The 18,400-nt window shown below is 43.1% G+C and carries 17 protein-coding genes; 13 read left to right on the top strand and 4 right to left on the bottom strand.

Translation table 11 applies throughout. The features are described 5' to 3' along the window. Nucleotides 1-4: 4 nt before the first annotated feature. Nucleotides 5-871, bottom strand: a complete 867-nt coding sequence (locus BQ7344_RS06435; RefSeq protein ID WP_072521910.1) for a helix-turn-helix transcriptional regulator — start codon at nucleotides 869-871, stop codon at nucleotides 5-7. Nucleotides 872-1,247: 376 nt separating this feature from the next. On the opposite strand from BQ7344_RS06435, the gene BQ7344_RS06430 reads away from it, so the two are divergent. The 13 genes from BQ7344_RS06430 to BQ7344_RS06370 all read left to right on the top strand — a co-directional run bounded on the left by BQ7344_RS06430 (nucleotide 1,248) and on the right by BQ7344_RS06370 (nucleotide 17,155). Continuing rightward, complete coding sequence (locus BQ7344_RS06430; RefSeq protein ID WP_072521909.1) at nucleotides 1,248-2,753, top strand: sugar ABC transporter ATP-binding protein; 1,506 nt, start codon at nucleotides 1,248-1,250, stop codon at nucleotides 2,751-2,753. Beyond that, on the top strand, nucleotides 2,753-3,739 hold the full coding sequence (locus BQ7344_RS06425) for an ABC transporter permease (RefSeq protein ID WP_072521908.1): 987 nt from the start codon (nucleotides 2,753-2,755) through the stop codon (nucleotides 3,737-3,739). Before BQ7344_RS06430 ends, BQ7344_RS06425 begins: the two co-directional genes overlap by 1 nt. Beyond that, nucleotides 3,739-4,986, top strand: a complete 1,248-nt coding sequence (locus BQ7344_RS06420; protein ID WP_072521907.1) for an ABC transporter permease — start codon at nucleotides 3,739-3,741, stop codon at nucleotides 4,984-4,986. The genes BQ7344_RS06425 and BQ7344_RS06420 overlap by 1 nt, the downstream gene beginning before the upstream one ends. Nucleotides 4,987-5,056: 70 nt before the next feature. Beyond that, complete coding sequence (locus BQ7344_RS06415; RefSeq protein WP_072521906.1) at nucleotides 5,057-6,199, top strand: substrate-binding domain-containing protein; 1,143 nt, start codon at nucleotides 5,057-5,059, stop codon at nucleotides 6,197-6,199. A gap of 166 nt (nucleotides 6,200-6,365) precedes the next feature. After that, on the top strand, nucleotides 6,366-7,307 hold the full coding sequence (locus BQ7344_RS06410) for an ABC transporter ATP-binding protein (RefSeq protein WP_072521905.1): 942 nt from the start codon (nucleotides 6,366-6,368) through the stop codon (nucleotides 7,305-7,307). After that, nucleotides 7,304-8,167: an ABC transporter permease gene (locus tag BQ7344_RS06405; protein WP_072521904.1), complete on the top strand. Its 864-nt coding sequence runs from the start codon at nucleotides 7,304-7,306 to the stop codon at nucleotides 8,165-8,167. Before BQ7344_RS06410 ends, BQ7344_RS06405 begins: the two co-directional genes overlap by 4 nt. Before the next feature lie 11 nt (nucleotides 8,168-8,178). Further along, nucleotides 8,179-9,615 carry a GldG family protein gene (locus BQ7344_RS06400; protein WP_072521903.1) on the top strand — a complete coding sequence of 479 codons (1,437 nt, stop codon included), beginning with the start codon at nucleotides 8,179-8,181 and terminating at the stop codon, nucleotides 9,613-9,615. Beyond that, nucleotides 9,615-11,009, top strand: a complete 1,395-nt coding sequence (locus BQ7344_RS06395) for a DUF4340 domain-containing protein (RefSeq protein ID WP_072521902.1) — start codon at nucleotides 9,615-9,617, stop codon at nucleotides 11,007-11,009. The genes BQ7344_RS06400 and BQ7344_RS06395 overlap by 1 nt, the downstream gene beginning before the upstream one ends. A gap of 30 nt (nucleotides 11,010-11,039) precedes the next feature. Beyond that, nucleotides 11,040-12,554: an FGGY-family carbohydrate kinase gene (locus tag BQ7344_RS06390; RefSeq protein WP_072521901.1), complete on the top strand. Its 1,515-nt coding sequence runs from the start codon at nucleotides 11,040-11,042 to the stop codon at nucleotides 12,552-12,554. A gap of 19 nt (nucleotides 12,555-12,573) precedes the next feature. Further along, the gene (locus BQ7344_RS06385) at nucleotides 12,574-13,419 is read left to right on the top strand and encodes an L-ribulose-5-phosphate 3-epimerase (protein WP_072521900.1); all 846 of its coding nucleotides are present in this window, start codon (nucleotides 12,574-12,576) and stop codon (nucleotides 13,417-13,419) included. Nucleotides 13,420-13,439: 20 nt separating this feature from the next. Next, nucleotides 13,440-14,135, top strand: a complete 696-nt coding sequence (locus BQ7344_RS06380) for an L-ribulose-5-phosphate 4-epimerase (RefSeq protein WP_022214484.1) — start codon at nucleotides 13,440-13,442, stop codon at nucleotides 14,133-14,135. A 158-nt stretch (nucleotides 14,136-14,293) separates the two neighbouring features. Continuing rightward, entirely contained in the window at nucleotides 14,294-15,694 is a 1,401-nt protein-coding gene (rhaB, locus tag BQ7344_RS06375; protein WP_072521899.1) for a rhamnulokinase, read from the top strand. A gap of 42 nt (nucleotides 15,695-15,736) precedes the next feature. Continuing rightward, on the top strand, nucleotides 15,737-17,155 hold the full coding sequence (locus BQ7344_RS06370; RefSeq protein WP_072521898.1) for an arabinose isomerase: 1,419 nt from the start codon (nucleotides 15,737-15,739) through the stop codon (nucleotides 17,153-17,155). A 53-nt stretch (nucleotides 17,156-17,208) separates the two neighbouring features. On the opposite strand, the gene BQ7344_RS06365 is transcribed toward BQ7344_RS06370, so the two are convergent. The 3 genes from BQ7344_RS06365 to BQ7344_RS06355 are packed head-to-tail and all read right to left on the bottom strand — an operon-like array spanning nucleotide 17,209 to nucleotide 18,384. Continuing rightward, complete coding sequence (locus BQ7344_RS06365) at nucleotides 17,209-17,433, bottom strand: sensor histidine kinase (protein ID WP_235816060.1); 225 nt, start codon at nucleotides 17,431-17,433, stop codon at nucleotides 17,209-17,211. Then, nucleotides 17,417-17,629 carry a helix-turn-helix transcriptional regulator gene (locus tag BQ7344_RS16470; protein WP_072521897.1) on the bottom strand — a complete coding sequence of 71 codons (213 nt, stop codon included), beginning with the start codon at nucleotides 17,627-17,629 and terminating at the stop codon, nucleotides 17,417-17,419. The genes BQ7344_RS06365 and BQ7344_RS16470 overlap by 17 nt, the downstream gene beginning before the upstream one ends. Before the next feature lie 26 nt (nucleotides 17,630-17,655). Continuing rightward, nucleotides 17,656-18,384 (bottom strand): response regulator, encoded by a 729-nt coding sequence (locus tag BQ7344_RS06355; RefSeq protein ID WP_072521896.1) that lies wholly within the window; start codon nucleotides 18,382-18,384, stop codon nucleotides 17,656-17,658. Between the last annotated feature and the right edge of the window lie 16 nt (nucleotides 18,385-18,400).

The raw sequence follows: 18,400 nt of genomic DNA, 5'->3' as shown, positions 1-18,400 counted from the left end.
AGATTTAGTATAATTCTCTGTATTCAGAAGGCGTCATATGCTCCAGCTTTTCGAAGTTTCTCGTGTAGGTAAGTGCATTTTTAAATCCGACAGAGGTTGCGATTGCAGAAATGGAGAGTTTTGAATAACTCAGAAGTTCTTTGGACTTATTAACACGGAATTCCGTGACATACTGGTGGATTGAGATTCCCATATGCTCTTTAAACAGCTTGCAGAAGTAATATTTTGAGAAACTGACACTGTTGCAGACGGCGTCGATGCTCAGATCGCTCTGATAATGCGTCTGGATATATTTGAGTGCTGTGTTTACGGCATTGTCCTGCACAGGAGTCTGCTTTTTTGCGTTCAGAATATTCTGGGACAGAATGTAGAGCTCCAGGTAGATCTGATGCACTACAGAACTGGCATGCATTTGTGCTGACATAGGATCTGATTTATAGTCGATCTCAAGAATCTCAAGAAAAAGATCCAGCATATGGTGAAGCTTGTTGAAATGAAACGTACAGTCATGCCGTCTGATATAATTGTAAAACTGCTGTGCGTGGGAACCGCCGATGATAAAATACAGATATTCGCGTCGTGTCTTTCCATAGGAGAGAGGAAGGGAAAAACTCAGGGGCGTGTTGCAGGCAGATACAATGATATCATGGGAATGAACGGGGTACTTTTCGTCGTTTTTTTTGAACTTCATGGTACACAGGGAATAGACGAATAAGTAGTCTGAATAATTATTGCAGGCCCCACGGATAAATTTACGGTCATTGCAGTATCCGGCTTCCTTTATATAGAAAGGAAGTGATGTGATCTGGATATCTGTTTTGGGTGTGACTGAAAAATAGTCATCAGGCATAATGTGTTTTGGCAGTCGCATAAAAACCTCCACAAGAAATGATAGCAAGCTGCTGTGGACAAAGTGAACGCAGCTTGTAATATTTTTATATTATAACAATAATATAGAAGAAAAAAAAGTGTACAAAGAACCAAAATAAAGAAAAAAATTCATGCAAAATCTGTTACTGGCAATATAGATAAACAAAAACTGACAGGTAGATGCAATTGATGTGAAGATTGTTAAAAGATAAGATGTTTTTTGTTGTAAAATATAAAAAAGTGCCAAAAACACAATTTTTGATACCTGTAAAGCAATTTTATATATTGAAAAACTCTATGATTTGTATAAAATCAGATACATAAAGAACGCAACGCAGTTCAATCACAACGAAGGAAAGGGAGGAGTAAGACACAAAATGAGTGAGTATATCTTGGAACTGAAAGATGTAGTAAAAACATTTGGTGGAGTTAAAGCTCTGAATGGAGTTCACTTTCAGTTAAAAAGAGGCGAGATTCATGCTCTGATGGGAGAAAACGGAGCTGGTAAATCAACTTTTATTAAGGTCATTACCGGTGTACATCAGCCGGACAGCGGAATCATGCTGCTGGATGGTGAGCAGGTAACATTAAGAAACACTACAGACTCAGCGAAACTTGGAATTGCTGCTATTTATCAGCATGTAACAGCGTTCCCTGATCTGACTGTTACAGAGAATATTTTTATGGGACGGGAGATTAAGAATAAATTTGGCTTCTATGACTGGAAGACAATGAGACAGCGTGCGAAAGAACTGATTCAGCCTTTAAGTGCAGAGATCGATGTAAACAAACCGATGGGCAACTTATCTGTTGCAGAGCAGCAGCTGGTTGAGATCGCAAAGGCACTTTCCTGTGACGCAAGAATCCTGATCATGGATGAGCCGACAGCTTCTCTTACAAGAAATGAATGTCTTCAGTTATATCGTATCGCAAAGGATCTGAGAGACAAAGGCGTTTCTATTATCTTTATCACTCACAGATTTGAAGATATGTATGAGCTGGCTACTCGTGTTACCGTATTCCGTGATTCTACATATGTTGGTTCCTGGGATGTTGACAAGATCACAAATGCAGATCTTGTAAAGGCAATGGTTGGTCGTGAACTGAATTCCATGTATCCTGAGAAAACAGCCAAGATCGGTGATGTGGTACTTGAGGTTGATAATATCAGCAAAGAAGGATATTTCAAGAATATTTCCTTCAATGTACGTAAAGGTGAGATCCTTGCACTGACAGGTCTGGTAGGAGCAGGACGTACTGAGGTATGTCAGACAATTTATGGTATCATGCATCCGGACAGCGGTGAGATCCGTCTGGAAGGAAAGAAAGTAGATATCAAGAGTCCGATCGATGCTCTTAATCTTGGAATCGGACTTCTTCCGGAGAACAGACAGACCCAGGGCCTTGTAAATGAACTTCCTATTTATCAGAACGTATCTTCCGCTTCCATGAAGCAGTTTGTAAAGGGCGGACAGATGGATGTAGATAAAGAAATGGAAAATGCGATTGCCCTGTGCAAGAAGATCCAATTGAAAGCAAACGATATTACAGCACCGCCGTCATCTCTGTCAGGTGGTAACCAGCAGAAAGTCGTTGTTGCCAAGATGCTGAGTTCCGATCAGAAGGTTCTGATCATGGACGAGCCTACAAAGGGTATCGACGTTGGTGCAAAATATTCTATTTATGAGATTATGAACAGTCTGGCATGCAAAGGATACGGAATCATTATGGTTTCTTCTGAAATGCCGGAGGTTCTTGGTGTTGCAGACAGAGTCGTTGTAATGAAGAGCGGCCGTGTGGCAGGTGAGTTTGGCGATATGGAAACTGTAACCCAGGAAATGCTGCTCGAAGCATCTCTGAAAGAAAGAGAGGGGCATAAATAATGAAAAATTTATTAAAATCCAGAAATACCGGATTGATCGCAGTTCTGATCATTTTGCTGGTGATCGCCCGTTTCCTTACACCGGGTATGTTTACTGCCACATCTCTGGTAAGTATGCTTCAGAACAATACAATCTATGCACTCCTTGCGATTGCTGAGATGATGGTTATTCTTACTGGTGGTATTGATATTTCCATCGCTTCCCAGCTTGCATTTGTTGGTATTTCCTGTACCACTCTTGCATGCAGCCATCCGGGAATCCCTGGAATCGTATGGGTATTATTTGCAATTGTTCTCGGCGCACTCTGTGGTGCACTGAATGGTTTCCTGGTTGGATACCTTCACATGGTTCCGATGATCTGTACTCTGGGTACAATGTACATCTTCCGTGGTCTTGCGTTTGTTGTTTCTGGCGGACAGTGGTGGTTCGCAGCACAGTACGAAGAACTGAACGGATACCGTACGTTTGCAATCGGACAGTTTTTAGGACTGCCGATCATCCTCTGGGTCACGATCATTCTGCTGGTTGTAGCAGGACTGTTCCTTGGATATACTTCCGCAGGAAGAAGAATCTATGCAATCGGTACATCTCGTGAATCTGCAGCAGTTGCAGGTATCAAAGAACCAAAAGTAACATTTTATTCTTTCGTGATCTGTGGTGCAGTGACAGGTCTGGCAGGTATGCTTTATACTGCAAACTATGCAATTGGTTATTATGGAATGGCAGACGGTTTTGAAATGACTGCGATCGCAATCTGCGTTCTCGGTGGAGTATCTATCACCGGTGGTAAAGGACGTATGGATGGTGTGGCAATCGGTGCACTTATCATGTCTGTGATCACATATTTCATTAGTATGATTCCTGGTATGAGTGTATGGCAGAAAGCACTCCAGGGCGGAATTATCATTGTTGCCGTTGCAATTAACTACTTTACCGAGCAGTCCGCTAAGAGACAGGCTCTCAAAGAAAGGAGTGCGTTGATCTAATGCCAGGAAGTAATTACGACAGAGACCTCAGTGTCAAGGAAGGATTTGTATTAAAGAAATTCCTTGTCAAATGGGAAATGATTCTTGTATATATCATGGTTTTAATTAATGTACTGTTGGCGGTTATAAAACCGGATCTTTATTTTACCCACGGTACAGTTCAGTCAATGATCAATGCAGGTCTGGATGTTTCTCCGCTTGTACTTGGTATGGTATTCATCCTTCTGCTGGGTGACATTGACGTGTCAGTAGCAGCACAGATGATCCTGGGTGGAATGGTAACAGGACTTCTGATGGACAAAGGACTTCCGTCACTCATCTGTGTTATCGTCGGAATCATTGTTTGTATGCTCTGTGGAGCATTCAATGGATTCTGTGTTGCTTTCCTTGAAATGCCGGCCGTTATCACTACAATTTCTACTTCTATGTTATTCAGAGGTATCGTGGAAATCGTTCTGGGTGAGAATTCTCTGAAGAATTTCCCGAAGTGGTACAGCAAGATCGGATGGATGAACATTGGTGGAATCATTCCGCTGAGTATGGTGCTTTTCCTTATCATGGGTGCTATCTTCATCTTTGTTCTTCACAAGTCACCATTTGGACGTAAAGTTTACATTGTTGGTAACAACCCGACATGTGCAAATTATTCAGGTATCAGTGTTAAGAAAGTCAAAATGCAGGTATTTATCCTCATGGGATTCATGGCAGGTATCGGTTCTATCTTCTTTATCGGACGTATGGGTGGAGGTCTTTCCTCTTCCATGGGTACAGGATATGAAATGACAGCGATCGCCTGTGCGGTATTAGGTGGTGTTTCTACCAATGGTGGTAAAGGTAAAATGTGGGGACCTATCATTGCAACCTTTATCATGGCTTTCCTTACATATGCACTGGGACTTATGGGTATCGACCCGAACACAAAGAAAATCGTTATCGGTGTTATCCTTATCGTAACGATCCTGATCTCCACGATCAACAAACAGATGCTCAAAGATATCAAACTGAGACTGTTCTATCATAACAATAAGAACATTGAAGCAATCAATGACAGAACAGCAGCTGCTGTTAAAGATATGAAGAAACAGATCAAAGAACTTGAAAAAGGCAATGCATCTGACAAGGCAGCTCAGATCGAGAAACTCAATAAGAAGATCGAAGCAGCTCAGAAAGAATGTAAAGAGAAATCTGCTCAGTGGTGGGCAGAACAGCAGGAAAACGCAAAGAAAGCAAAAGAGCGTTTCAAATAATCTTACCTGTCTGAACTACGAAATATAAACACAAAGATGTTTATATATATAAAAAAGGAGGAAGTGTTTCATGAAGAAAAATCTCAAAAAGGCAATGGCTATGGGCCTTGCAACAACAATGGCGTTGGCAGCTCCGGCAGCAGTTTCAGCAGCAGGTGACACATCAGATGTATCTGGTTCCCACGTATTTATGTTCAAATCCGTAGGTAACGCATTTGGTGTTATCATGTATGAAGGTTTCTCATCTTATATGGAGCAGGTTGGGGAAAACTGCACAGAGAAATCACCGGCTGAGACAACTGTAGCAGCTCAGGTACAGCTCATTGACGAAGCAATTACTCAGGGATGCAAATCCATCTCCATTTCTACAAATGGTGACACAGGATTTGATGAAGTATTTGGAAAAGCTCAGGAAAAGGGTGTTCCGATCGTATCCGTTGACTCTTCTGCATCTGCTGATTACCGTGTAACTCACAACAATCAGGCATCCACAGAAGATATCGGAGCTATGCAGGTTCGTGCAGCAGTTCTTCAGGTTCTTGGCGTAGCTTATGATCCGGAAGACGCAACAATGGAAAAAACTGTAGAGGCAGCTCTGGCTGATTACGACGGAGACGAGATCAGACTTGGTGTTCTTTCCGCTGGTATTGATACACCTGTACAGAATGGATGGATCGCAGTTATGGAGAAGGAACTTCAGAAAGACATCTACAAAGGCAAGGTAAGCCCGGAACTCAACAAGAAATATGGTGATGACGAAGCAACAAAATCTACTACACAGGCTCAGGCATTCCTGGCTGAAAACAATGTAGATGCAATCATCTCCCCAACAACAGTTGGTATCGCAGCAGCAGGTGAAGTTCTTACACAGGCTAAATCTGATATCAAACTGACAGGTCTTGGACTTCCTTCAGAAATGAAGAACTACATGCCGGCTACAGCAGATGATGATGAGTTCTCATTTGTTTGCCCATACATGATGCTGTGGGATGTATCTCATCTTGGAGCTTCTACAGCAGCTATCCAGATGGCAGTTCAGAATGATGGATTCGACGGATCCGAAGGATCAACTGTTGATATGGAAGCTTGGGGCGAATATGATGCTGAGACATTCACCGCTGAAGACAATGGCGATGGTGGCACAGGCGTTCTTACAGGTCAGCCTTATGTATTCTACAAAGACAACATGGCAGAGTGGGTTGACAAACTTTAATCTGTATTGCAGTTCTGTTTAATGGAAATAAATTAGAAGTGTGATAACAAAGGCGTTCGCCCGCGGGCGGACGCCTTTTCTTTCATACATATCAGGGACGACAGTGGCATATTTTCTGATAATGTATTATAATTGGGGAAGAGTTTGATCAACAGGAGGGAATATCTTGATTGAAGTTAGAAATCTTACAAAGAAATACGGAGATCATTTTGCCATACAGGACATCAGTTTTTCACTTGAAAAAGGAAAGATTTATGGATTGTTAGGACCAAATGGTGCCGGAAAATCAACTACAATGAATATAATGACCGGCTACATTGCCGCGACATCAGGGGAAGTCATTATTGAAGGACATGATATTTTTAAAGAGGCAGAAGAGGCCAAGAAGCATATTGGATATCTTCCTGAAATTCCCCCGTTGTATATGGACATGACAGTCTGGGAGTATCTGTTCACAGTGGCAGATCTCAAGGGCGTGCCGAAATCAGAACGAAAGTCCATGATAGGAGATGTCATGGAAAAAGTGATGATCACCAATATGAAGGACCGACTGATCAAAAATCTTTCCAAAGGATATAAACAGAGAGTCGGAATTGCACAGACACTGATCGGAAATCCGGATATCATTATTCTTGATGAGCCTACCGTCGGACTGGATCCGAAGCAGATCATAGAGATCCGCACATTGATAAAGCGGCTGGGAGAAGATCACACCGTTCTGATAAGCTCGCATATTCTTTCTGAGATCGGGGCAGTGTGTGACCATGTAGTCATTATCAACAAGGGACATCTGGTAGTGAGTGACAGTACAGAAAATCTGGAAAAACTGTTTAAGGGACAGGATATCCTGTGTCTGAGTGCACAGGGAGAACTGGAAAAGATCCAGAATATCCTGCGTGAATTCCCGGCACTCAGTATCGCTGATATGAAAGAAGCAGAAGAAGCTGAGACATACAGGTTCCAGCTGAAAGTACAGGATCAGGCGGATTACAGAAAACAGTTATTCTTCCGTTTTGCAGAGGCAGGAATCCCGCTTCTTGAGATCAGCAGGGCAGGAATGTCGCTGGAAGACATCTTTCTTGAAATTACTGAGGAGGGAAGAGCATGATCGCTGTATGTAGAAAAGAATTAAGAAGTTATCGGATCTCAATGATCGGATATGTGTTTATTGCATTTATGCTGGCAGTCGTAAGCCTATATTTTGCCTATCAGAATCTGAATCTTGCTTCGCCGAGATTTGAACTGGTACTCCAGAATGTTCAGTTTATTTTTCTGGTATTTGTCCCAATCCTGACGATGCGTGTTCTGGCAGAGGAGAAAAAACAGAAAACAGATCAGTTATTACTTACATTGCCAATGACAGTAAAAGACATTGTGATCGGTAAATATCTGGCAGTTGTAGTTCTGTTCACCATTCCGATGCTGATCATCTGCATTTATCCGCTGATTCTTACTATGTTTGGAACAGTAAACCTTCCGGCAGCATATTTTTCAATCCTTGGATTCTATCTCCTCGGCTGTGCCAATATTGCAATCGGAGTATTTTTCTCATCGGTCACAGAAAATCCGGTGATCTCAGCGGTTATGACATTCGGAACTCTGCTGGTCTGCTATCTGATGAACACGATCGGAAAAATGGTTCCTAATACTGCAATCGCATCTGTGAGTGCATTTACTGTAGTGATTGTTCTTGTGATGGCCCTGGTCTATAATATGATCGGAAATCTCAAGGTTGTGATCGGAGCAGGCGTGCTTCTTGAGGTGGCACTCCAGGTGGTTTATTTTGCAAAAGCATCTCTTCTGGAAGGAAGCTTCCGCAAGGTTCTGTCTGTATTTTATATGAATGGAAGGCTGACAAATTTCTTTGACGGTATTCTGGATATATCCGCGATCGTGTACTATGTATCTGTTATTGTTTTCTTTTTGTTCCTGACAGTTCAGACGATTGCAAAAAGACGCTGGAACTAGGAGGTAGGGACATGAAGAATAAAGACAACAAACAGAGCAGCAAAATTTTGATAAACGGTTCTTACAGTATTTTGCTTACCGTACTGCTTCTGGCAGGACTGATCATAGTGAATCTGATCGTGAATCATCTTCCGGTCAAAGTAACCCAGTTTGATTTCAGCAACGCAAAACTGTATACACTGACCGATACTACGACAGGAATACTCAAAAATCTGGATCAGGATGTGGAACTTTATTATATCTGTGAAGGCGGAAAAGAAGACGACACGATCCAGAAGCTTCTGGACCGTTATGAGTCTGCATCCTCCCACATTAAGGTAGAGCAGATCGATCCGGCACTGTATCCGGGATTTACTTCCAAATATACCCAGGAAGATGTTGCGAATAACAGTGTGATCGCGGTCAGCGGTGATGTGAGCAAGGTAGTGAATGCGGATTCCATGTATGTGGAGAGCATGAACTATAATACTTACAGTTATGTAAAGACCGGATTTGACGGCGAGGGAATGATAACAAGTGCTGTAGATTATGTGACAGCCAAAGACATCCCGAATCTGTATATCTTAAGCGGAAACGGTGAGACAGCACTTGGAAGTGCATTTGGAGATGTGATCTCCAAGGATAATGTAAATCCACTGACGCTGAATTTGATGACCACAGATAAGGTTCCGGATGATGCAGATGCAATTCTTATCAATACGCCGACGGTAGATTATTCTGAGGAAGAAGCACAGAAGATCATTGATTATCTGGAAGACGGAGGCAAAGCAATTATCTTCTCAAATTATACCGTAGAGGATATGCCGAATTTTGACTCCATCCTCGCAAATTATGGAGTTGAAAGAGAAAAAGGAATCATCCTGGAAGGCGACTCTGATAAATATATGTCTTATCAGTATTGTCTGGTTCCGGATATCAGTTATTCGGCAATTACCGAAAATGTATATGGCAATGGTTCTGTTCTGGCACCGATGAGCCAGGGAATCCTTACTTCGGATTCACACAGAGATTCCATCACCTATCAGCCGTTTCTGACGACTTCTGATACATCCTACAGCAAAGAAGATGTGGAAAACATGACAACCTCTGAGAAGGAAAAGGGAGATAAGAGCGGTCCGTTTACGATCGGTATGCTGATCCAGGAAGATACGAACAACGATGATGAGGCTGATACGGAGATCGTCTATTACAGTACAGGATATTTGCTGGAATCCAATTATAATCAGGCTGTATCCGGAAGCAATGCACAGCTTCTCGGCGGAACTGTAAATTACCTCTGCAATGGAGAAAAAACTTCAGCAGCAGTACAGACCAAGAGCCTTCAGGTCAAATATCTGACACTGACAGACCGGGCAGCAAATATATGGACAGCGATCTGTGTATTTACACTTCCACTTCTGTTTATTATTGCAGGACTGGCAGTCTGGGCATCAAGGAGAAAACGCTGATGGATGGAAAAAAAATAAAAAAACTGGTCATTGCACTGATCCTGGTCATCCTTGCAGGACTGGCCTATCTGTTTCTTCTGCGTTACTCAGATAAACAAAAAGAGGCAGAGAGCCAGAAAGAGCAGGAAGAGGCTGCGGCATCTGTTGTGTTTGAGACAGACACGGATGAAGTGAGCAGTATTTCTTTCAGCGGTGACGACGGGATACTGACCTTTGAAAAAAAGAATGACACCTGGATCTGTCCGGATGACTCTGTATTTCAGATGAATGAAAATAAGATCCAGAAGCTGCTTGCAGATATTTCTTCTGTGAGCTGTACCAGAGAGCTGGACGCAAGGGGGGATCTGGCGCAGTTCGGACTGGAAGAACCGGCAAATACGATTCAGATATCACTTTCTGACGGAACAGAGAGGGATTTGTATATCGGAGATAAGAATACGTCCACGCATGAACTGTACTTCCAGACAGAAGAAAAATTAGATAAGGTTTATATGACAAAAACTGCCTTTGACTCGGATTTCGCAGGTAAGCTGCAGGATTTTGCAGCCTATACGGACTTCCCGAAGGTAAAACCGGAAACGATGACAGAGTTTGATGTGGACAAGGAAGAAGATTCTTATGTCCTTATCATGACAGGGGATGACCAGTGTACGGTGGAGGATGAAGAGGGAGAAAGCCAGCTTGCAAACCTGAATCTGGTCGGCATGGTCCAGGATAATGTGTCCAATATTATCTGGTATCAGGATCTTGAATACAATTGTTCCGATTATGTAAAATATGGATTGGACGATCCGCAGATGGTACTCACCGTAAAATACAAAGACGGAGAAGAAGCAAAAGAGTTTGAACTCTCCGTAGGCGATGAGGATGAAAACGGCAACTATTATGCAAGGCTGAATGAACTTCCGGAGATTCATACGATTCGTGGAGAGTATCTGACAGACCTTCTGAAATCCAGTGCGGCTTCTTACTGGAGTCTGACATACAGCTTTGTTTCGATTGGGGATCTTGATAAACTTGAAGTTACAAGAGATGGTGCAACGCATGTGCTCAGAAAAGAAACACAGACGACAAAGGGTGGTCTGGAGTCAGTAAAATGGCTTGTAGATGAGCAGGAAGTGGATGAAAAATTATTTACAGATTTCTACTATGCATGTGTCAGTGTGACCGCCCAGGAACGTCTGGAGAGCGTGCCGGAAGAAACCGGAGATGAGGCTTTGAAGCTTGTATATACACTGACGGATGGTTCAAAGAAAGAAATTACATATTATGAAGAAGACCAGAATTTCTACACGGTCATCTATGAGGATGGCACAAAAGCAGCACATACAAATAAACTGTATGTAAAGACAATGACAGAGAAGCTGGACAGACTTCTGGAAGAATTAAAATAAAAAATCATATATAAAAAGAGGAGGTATGGCATGAAATACTTAATGGGGATTGACAATGGGGGTACTTTTTCAAAGGCAGCGCTCTTTGATGAAGACGGAAAGCAGATTTCTGTGGCCAGTGTACCGACTGTGACGATCACTCCGAAGCCAGGTTATACAGAAAGGGATATGGATGAACTCTGGGAGGTAAATGCACAGGCTGTACGTAATGCGATCGAGAAGAGTAATATCGATCCAAAGGACATTGCAGGGGTTTCTTTTTCAGGACATGGAAAAGGTCTGTACATGGTAGGCTATGATGGAAAGCCTTCCTATAACGGAATCATTTCTACGGATACAAGAGCCTGGGCACAGGTCAAAAGATGGCATGAGGATGGCACTGACAAAAAGGTTTATGAGAAAACTCTGCAGGACATTTTGGCAGTACAGCCGGTAAGCATCCTGGCATGGTTCAAAGAAAATATGCCGGAAGTCATTGAGAGAACACAGTATATCTTTGCAGTAAAAGATTATATCCGTTACATGCTGACAGGAGAGGCATACAGTGAATACACAGACTGTTCCGGATCAAATCTTGTCAATATGATCACACACGAACATGACCGTGAACTGATGAAGCTTTTTGATCTGGAAGAATGCTACGACAAGCTTCCACCGCTTCGCAACGCTGCCGATATCTGTGGACATGTGACAAAAGAAGCGAGTGAGAAGACCGGTCTTCCGGAGGGAATCCCGGTAGCTGCAGGTATGTTTGATATCAACGCATGCGGAATCGCATCCGGACTTTCTGATGAAGAACAGATGTGTATGGTGGCCGGAACCTGGAGTATCAACGAGTATATTTCGAAAGAACCTGTGACAAACGGCACAGTTGCACTGAATTCTCTGTTCTGTATGCCGGGATATTATCTGATCGAGGAGAGCAGCCCGACATCTGCCGGAAATATGGAGTGGTTCATCCGCAATCTTATGAGTTATGAAAAAGCAGAAGCGAAAGAAAACGGAGGCTCCGTATACGATATCACCAATGAGTGGGTAGCTTCTATCGAGCCGCAGGACAACAATATCATCTTCCTTCCATTCCTGAACGGCTCCAACGAAGATCCACTGGCAAAGGGAACCTTTGTAGGCCTGACTGCTTACCATAATAAGAAACATATGCTTCGTGCAGTTTATGAGGGAATTGTTTTCTCCCATGTGACCCATGTCAACAAACTGCTGAGAAACCGTGAACGTCCGAAGAGTGTACGACTTTCCGGAGGCGCTGCAAATTCAGATGTATGGGTACAGATTTTTGCAGACGCACTTCAGCTTCCGATCGATGTGATCGAGGACAAAGAGCTTGGTGCACAGGGTGCAGCTATGGCGGCCGGTATCGCAGCAGGAATCTATAAAGATTATCAGGATGCAATGAGACGTACAGTGAAGATCACCAAGACAATACAGCCAAGACCGGAATATGCAGATATCTACAAAGAAAAATATGAGGCATACCGTGCGGTGATCGACGGACTGAATGGTGCGTGGAAGTATTTCAGAAACTAGGAAAAGGAGAAACCACAGAATGAGTAAGGCATATGAGCTTGGACTGTATGAAAAGGCAATGCCGGGTACGCTGACATGGAAAGAACGACTGGAGGCGGCAAAGGCAGCAGGCTATGATTATGTTGAAATCAGTATTGATGCAACAGAAGAAAAAATCGCCCGGCTGGATATGGACAGAGAATCACGCCTGGAACTTGTAAAAACCATGTATGAGACCGGAATTCCGATCCGGACAATGTGTGTCAGTGCACTTACCAAATATGCGATCGGAAGCAGTGATGAAGCATGCTGTGCAAGAGGAATGGCGATCCTGGAAAAATCACTTCAGCTAGCAGATGATCTTGGAATCCGTGTTGTGATGATCCCGGGATATGATGTTTATTATGAAGAATCAACACTGGATACAAAACACAGATTTCTTGAAAATCTGAGAAAGGCTGCAAGACTGGCAGAAAAGACCGGCGTGCTCATCGGACTTGAGACGATGGAAAATGAATTTATGAATACGGTTGAGAAAGCCATGAAATATGTAACACTGTGTGGCTCCAATTATCTTAAAGTCTATCCGGATATCGGAAATCTCACCAATGCAGCGGTTCTTTACAAGTCAGATGTACTTGAGGATATGGAACTTGGCAGAGGAAATCTGACTTCTCTTCATCTTAAGGAAACAGTTCCTGGAAAATTCAGGGAAATTCCGTATGGAACCGGACACGTGGATTTTGAGGCGGCAATAAAGAAGGCATGGGATCTGGGAGTGCGCAGATTTGTGACGGAATTCTGGTACACAGGAAATCCGGAATGGAAAAAAGATCTTGATGGTGCAGTAAAAATGATGTGTCCGATACTGGATGTTCAGAAATAAAATGGTAGGGGGAAAGAACAATGTTAGAAAAATTAAAAGAAGAAGTTTACAAAGCAAATATGGATCTGCCGAAATATGGGCTGGTGACATTTACATGGGGCAATGTCAGCGGCATCGACCGTGAGAAGGGACTTTTTGTAATTAAACCAAGCGGTGTGGATTACGATAAGCTCAAACCGGAAGATATGGTTGTTGTTGACCTTCAGGGAAACAAAGTAGAAGGTGAGTACAATCCGTCCTCTGACACCGCAACACATGTTGTGCTGTACAATGCATTCCCGAACATAGGTGGAATCGTACATACACATTCTTCCTGGGCAACAAGCTGGGCACAGGCAGGAAGAGGCATTCCGTGCTATGGAACCACACATGCAGACTATATCTATGGAGAAGTACCTTGTGTGCGAAACCTCACAAAAGAAGAAATCGACGAGGCATATGAGAAAAATACAGGAGTGCTGATCGCTGATTACTTTAAGGACAAAGATTACGAGGCAGTTCCTGCAGTACTCTGCAAAAACCACGGACCATTCACCTGGGGCAAAGATGCTCATGAGGCAGTACATAATGCAGTTGTACTTGAGGAAGTTGCAAAAATGGCATCTCGCTGTGAACTTATCAATCCGCAGGTAAAACCGGCACCACAGGAACTTCAGGATAAACATTATTACAGAAAGCACGGCGCAAACGCTTATTATGGGCAGATTGTAAAATGATTGCAAATAAAGACACTTTTTTAAACAAACAAGGTTCTTCACACTTGAAGAACCTTGTTGTATTATGTTATTATTAAGAAGAAAACGAGAATGGATATACAGCAGTTTGCACAAAGAAATTTGCTGTATAAAAGAAAAACATTTAGGAGGTTTTTACAATGGCTAAGTATTACGCAGCAGTAGACATGGGAGCATCCAGTGGACGTCTGATCCTTGGACACATGGAGAATGGCAGAATGGAGCTTGAGGAGATTCATCGTTTTGAGAATGGTATGGTAAAGAAAGATGGAGAACTCTGCTGGGAATTTGACCGTATTTTTAAAGAAATCGTTGCAGGTCTTAAGAAATGTAAAGAGATTGGCAAGATTCCGGTAAGCATGGGCGTTGATACCTGGGGTGTTGACTTCGTTCTTCTTGATAAAGATGACAAGGTACTTGGTAACACAGTCGGATACCGCGACCATCGTACAGAGGGAATGGATGAAGAAGTTTACAAGATCATTCCATTTGAAGAACTGTATGCAAGAACAGGTATTCAGAAAGCTATTTACAATACTATTTATCAGCTTATGGCAGTTAAGACAAAACATCCGGAATATCTGGAGCAGGCAGAGACTCTTCTTCATGTACCGGATTACTTCCACTTCCTTCTGACAGGACAGAAGACCTGTGAGTATACAGAGGCTACAACAGGCCAGATGGTAAATGCACAGACAAAAGACTGGGATTATGAGATCATCGACAAACTGGGATATCCGAGAAGAATTTTCCAGAAACTGATCATGCCTGGCACAAGTGTAGGACATCTGACTGAAGAACTTCAGAAAGAAGTCGGCTTTGACGTAGAAGTTGTCGCACCGGCAACACATGATACAGGATCCGCAGTCCTTGCAGTACCGGCAAACGATGATGACTTTATCTATATCAGTTCCGGAACATGGTCCCTGATGGGAATCGAAAGAAAGACTCCGGACTGTTCACCAAAGAGCTGCGAACTGAACTTCACAAATGAAGGTGGTTATGAAGGACGCTTCCGTTATATCAAGAACATCATGGGACTGTGGATGATCCAGTCAGTTCGTCATGAAGTAAATGACAGATACAGTTTTGCAGAAATCTGTGCTATGGCAGAAGAAGCAAAGGATTTCCCATCCAGAGTAGATGCAAATGATGAGTGCTTCCTTTCTCCGGAAAACATGACAGAAGAAGTAAAGGACTACTGCCGCAGAACCGGACAGCAGGTTCCGGAGACAATGGGCGAGATTGCAACAGTTATCTACACCAGTCTTGCTGAGTGCTATGCAAAAGCAGCAAAAGAACTGGAAGAACTTACAGGAAGAACTTACAGCCGTATCCATGTAGTTGGTGGTGGTTCCAATGCGGGATATCTGAATGAACTTACAGCAAAGGCAACAGGTAAAGAAGTTCATGCAGGTCCTGGAGAAGCAACTGCGATCGGAAATATCACTGCACAGATGATCAAGGAAGGCGAATTTAAATCTGTTGAAGAAGCTCGTACAACAATCCACGAGTCCTTTGGAATTAAAATCTATAAATAAGCAAACCAATATTTTATTTAACAATCAATAGGAGGTTTTACTATGTTAGTAAACACAAAAGCAAAAGTCGGTGTATTCTCTATTGCTTTAGGCGCATACCTGCCTCAGTTCCCGTCACTGGTACCTGAGTTTGAAGCACAGTATGAAGCCTTCAAAAAAACAATTCCGGATACAGTAGAAATCATTGACGGAGGAATGGTTACAACAAAAGAGCAGTCAATGGAAGCCGGAGATAAATTCCGTGCAGCAGACGTTGACCTTGTATTCCTTCAGATGCTGACTTATGCGACATCTTACAATATGCTTCCTGCAATCCGCGACCTGGATGTACCGGTTGTTCTGGTAAACGTTCAGAAATTGAAAGCACTGGATTATGATCACACAGATATCGCTGCATGGCTTGGCGAAGGTTATGCTTGTGGTGCTGTTGGCGAAGCTGTTGCTGACCTCGAGAGAGCAGGCAAGAGACATGCTGTTATCACCGGTGTTGTAGAAGGCGGAGATCCGGCTGTTCAGGCAGAGATCGAAGACTGGTGTAAAGCAGCTCAGGTAAGAAGAAGATTTCGTGATACTAACATCGCTCAGATCGGAAGACCATATCCGGGTATGATGGATCTTTATATTGATGAGACAAACCTGTACAACAGAATGTTCCTGTACACCAAACAGTTTGACTGGGAAAAAATGTGGGCAATCGCTGATGATATTACAGATGAAGAAGCAATCCGTGCAAAAGCTCAGGATATTCTTGATACTTTCGATATCGAAGGCGGCGGCACAATCGAAAAAGTATGGGATATGGCAAAATACGTTGTTGCATTCGAGAAATGGGTAAAAGACGAGCACCTTAGCATGGTTGCTTCCCATTACGACGGATTTGCACAGGGTAAAGCAGGTGTCCTTGACAGTATGCTGATCCCGGCATTCTCCATGCTGATCAAACAGGGTACTGCATGCGCCGTTGAAGGTGATATGAAAGTTGCTATGGCAATGAGTATCCTTAAGACAATTTCCGGTACAGGCCAGCTTTCTGAAATGTATTCCATCGACTTCAATGATGATATCTGCATCATCGGACATTCTGGAAGTGGAGATGCTGATATTTCCGATAAAAAACCTACCATGAAAATCGTTCCGGTATTCCACGGCAAAACAGGCGGCGGATACCTGACACAGTTCTATCCATATACAGGTCCGGTTACCTATCTTGCAATCACACAGGATGGCGACGGACACTTCAAATTTGTTGTTGCAGAAGGTGTAAACGAAGAGGGACCGATCCTTTCCTTCGGTGATACCAACATGAGAACTCGTTTCACATGTGGTGCAAGAGAATTCGTAAATCGTTGGAGCGAAGCCGGCCCGACACATCATATGGCTGCTGCAACAGGAAGACATATCGACACAATTCTGAAGGTTGCCAAGATCTTCAACATACCTGTTGATATCGTTACAAGATAAGATTTGCCTACCATTGTATTACACATATTCATATTCAAAAAGGAGATCGCTTTTTAAGCGGTCTCCTTTTTTGCAGGTATTCGTATTTCGACTTCTGTACCATGACCGGGCTCGCTGGAATAAGTAAGTCCGTAGTCTGGTCCGTACAGAATCTGAAGACGACGGTGCGTATTGTAAATTGCAATGTTTGTTCCTCCGGAAGTACTGTTTCCATTTCCGGAGAGAATTGTCGGAAGAATTTCCGGAAAAATTCCCACGCCATCAATAGTTGCCGTCACTGTAGCCAACCCGGGAAGAGATATCAGAGATCTTAAACCGGGCATCTTTGAGAAGCTGCTTTGCTTTTTCCATGCGGTATTCCGTCAGGTACTGGTTCAGAGTCTGACCAGTCTCACTCTTAAAAAAGGTACACACATAAGAAGTAGACAGGAAGACGTGTTCGCTGATATCTTTGACGGAAAGCGTCTCATGCATATAATTCTGACTGATATAATCTTTGATCAGAAAGATGGTTGGATTTTCCTGTGAGGAAGATTCTGCCTTGCGGAAAAACTCAGAAGTCTTGTCCACGAGTGTCTGATGCAATTAAGGGAAGGTGAAACAGTCGTCAATTGTTTCGGCAATGCTTTCCACATTACCGGAACCTGCAATTTTTTGCTGATGACGTGCATCTTCCAGACAGAGAAAAAGTTTGTAATACAAGTCTTTGACCGGATTCTGCAGAAAACGGTGATTTTTAAAAAAGTTCTGATGCAGCATATCCAGAAACTTTTTGGCGCCATCAGCATCCTGACGTGAAAGAATATCCGCAAAGGAACCGGCAGGAGTATCTGCAAAAGGATAACTGCGGAAGTATAAGTCTGGTAGGCTTTTGGCAGTCCATACACGGTATCGCCGACAGCAATAGTATAGCGGCCGTATTTTTCAAAATGGCTGCACAGGTATTCTCCGGCTGCATGAATCTGGTGGGAAGACGGAGCTTCCTGCGAAAAAAGAAAATAGACCAGATACTGCATTTTCTTTTCGAGATAGATACATTTCGTACGGAATGATGCAAGGAAGTCAAGAAAATCCTGACAGAAGTCAGCCATCGATGGTCTGGCTGTTTCCAGTCCGTGTACACCATCATCGGCCTGAATCACCTCATCGATTCCGAGAGATGACCAGTCCAGAGAGGAGATCACACCGGTGCGGGTGAGCTCTTCATCATCTACGATCAGTAATTTCATGGTTTTCTCCTTGGTA

This window comes from Blautia sp. Marseille-P3087, from assembly GCF_900120195.1.
GTDB lineage: Bacteria > Bacillota > Clostridia > Lachnospirales > Lachnospiraceae > Blautia_A.
Note: the sequence above shows the minus strand (reverse complement) of the source record. Positions and strands in the feature narration are given on the sequence as shown.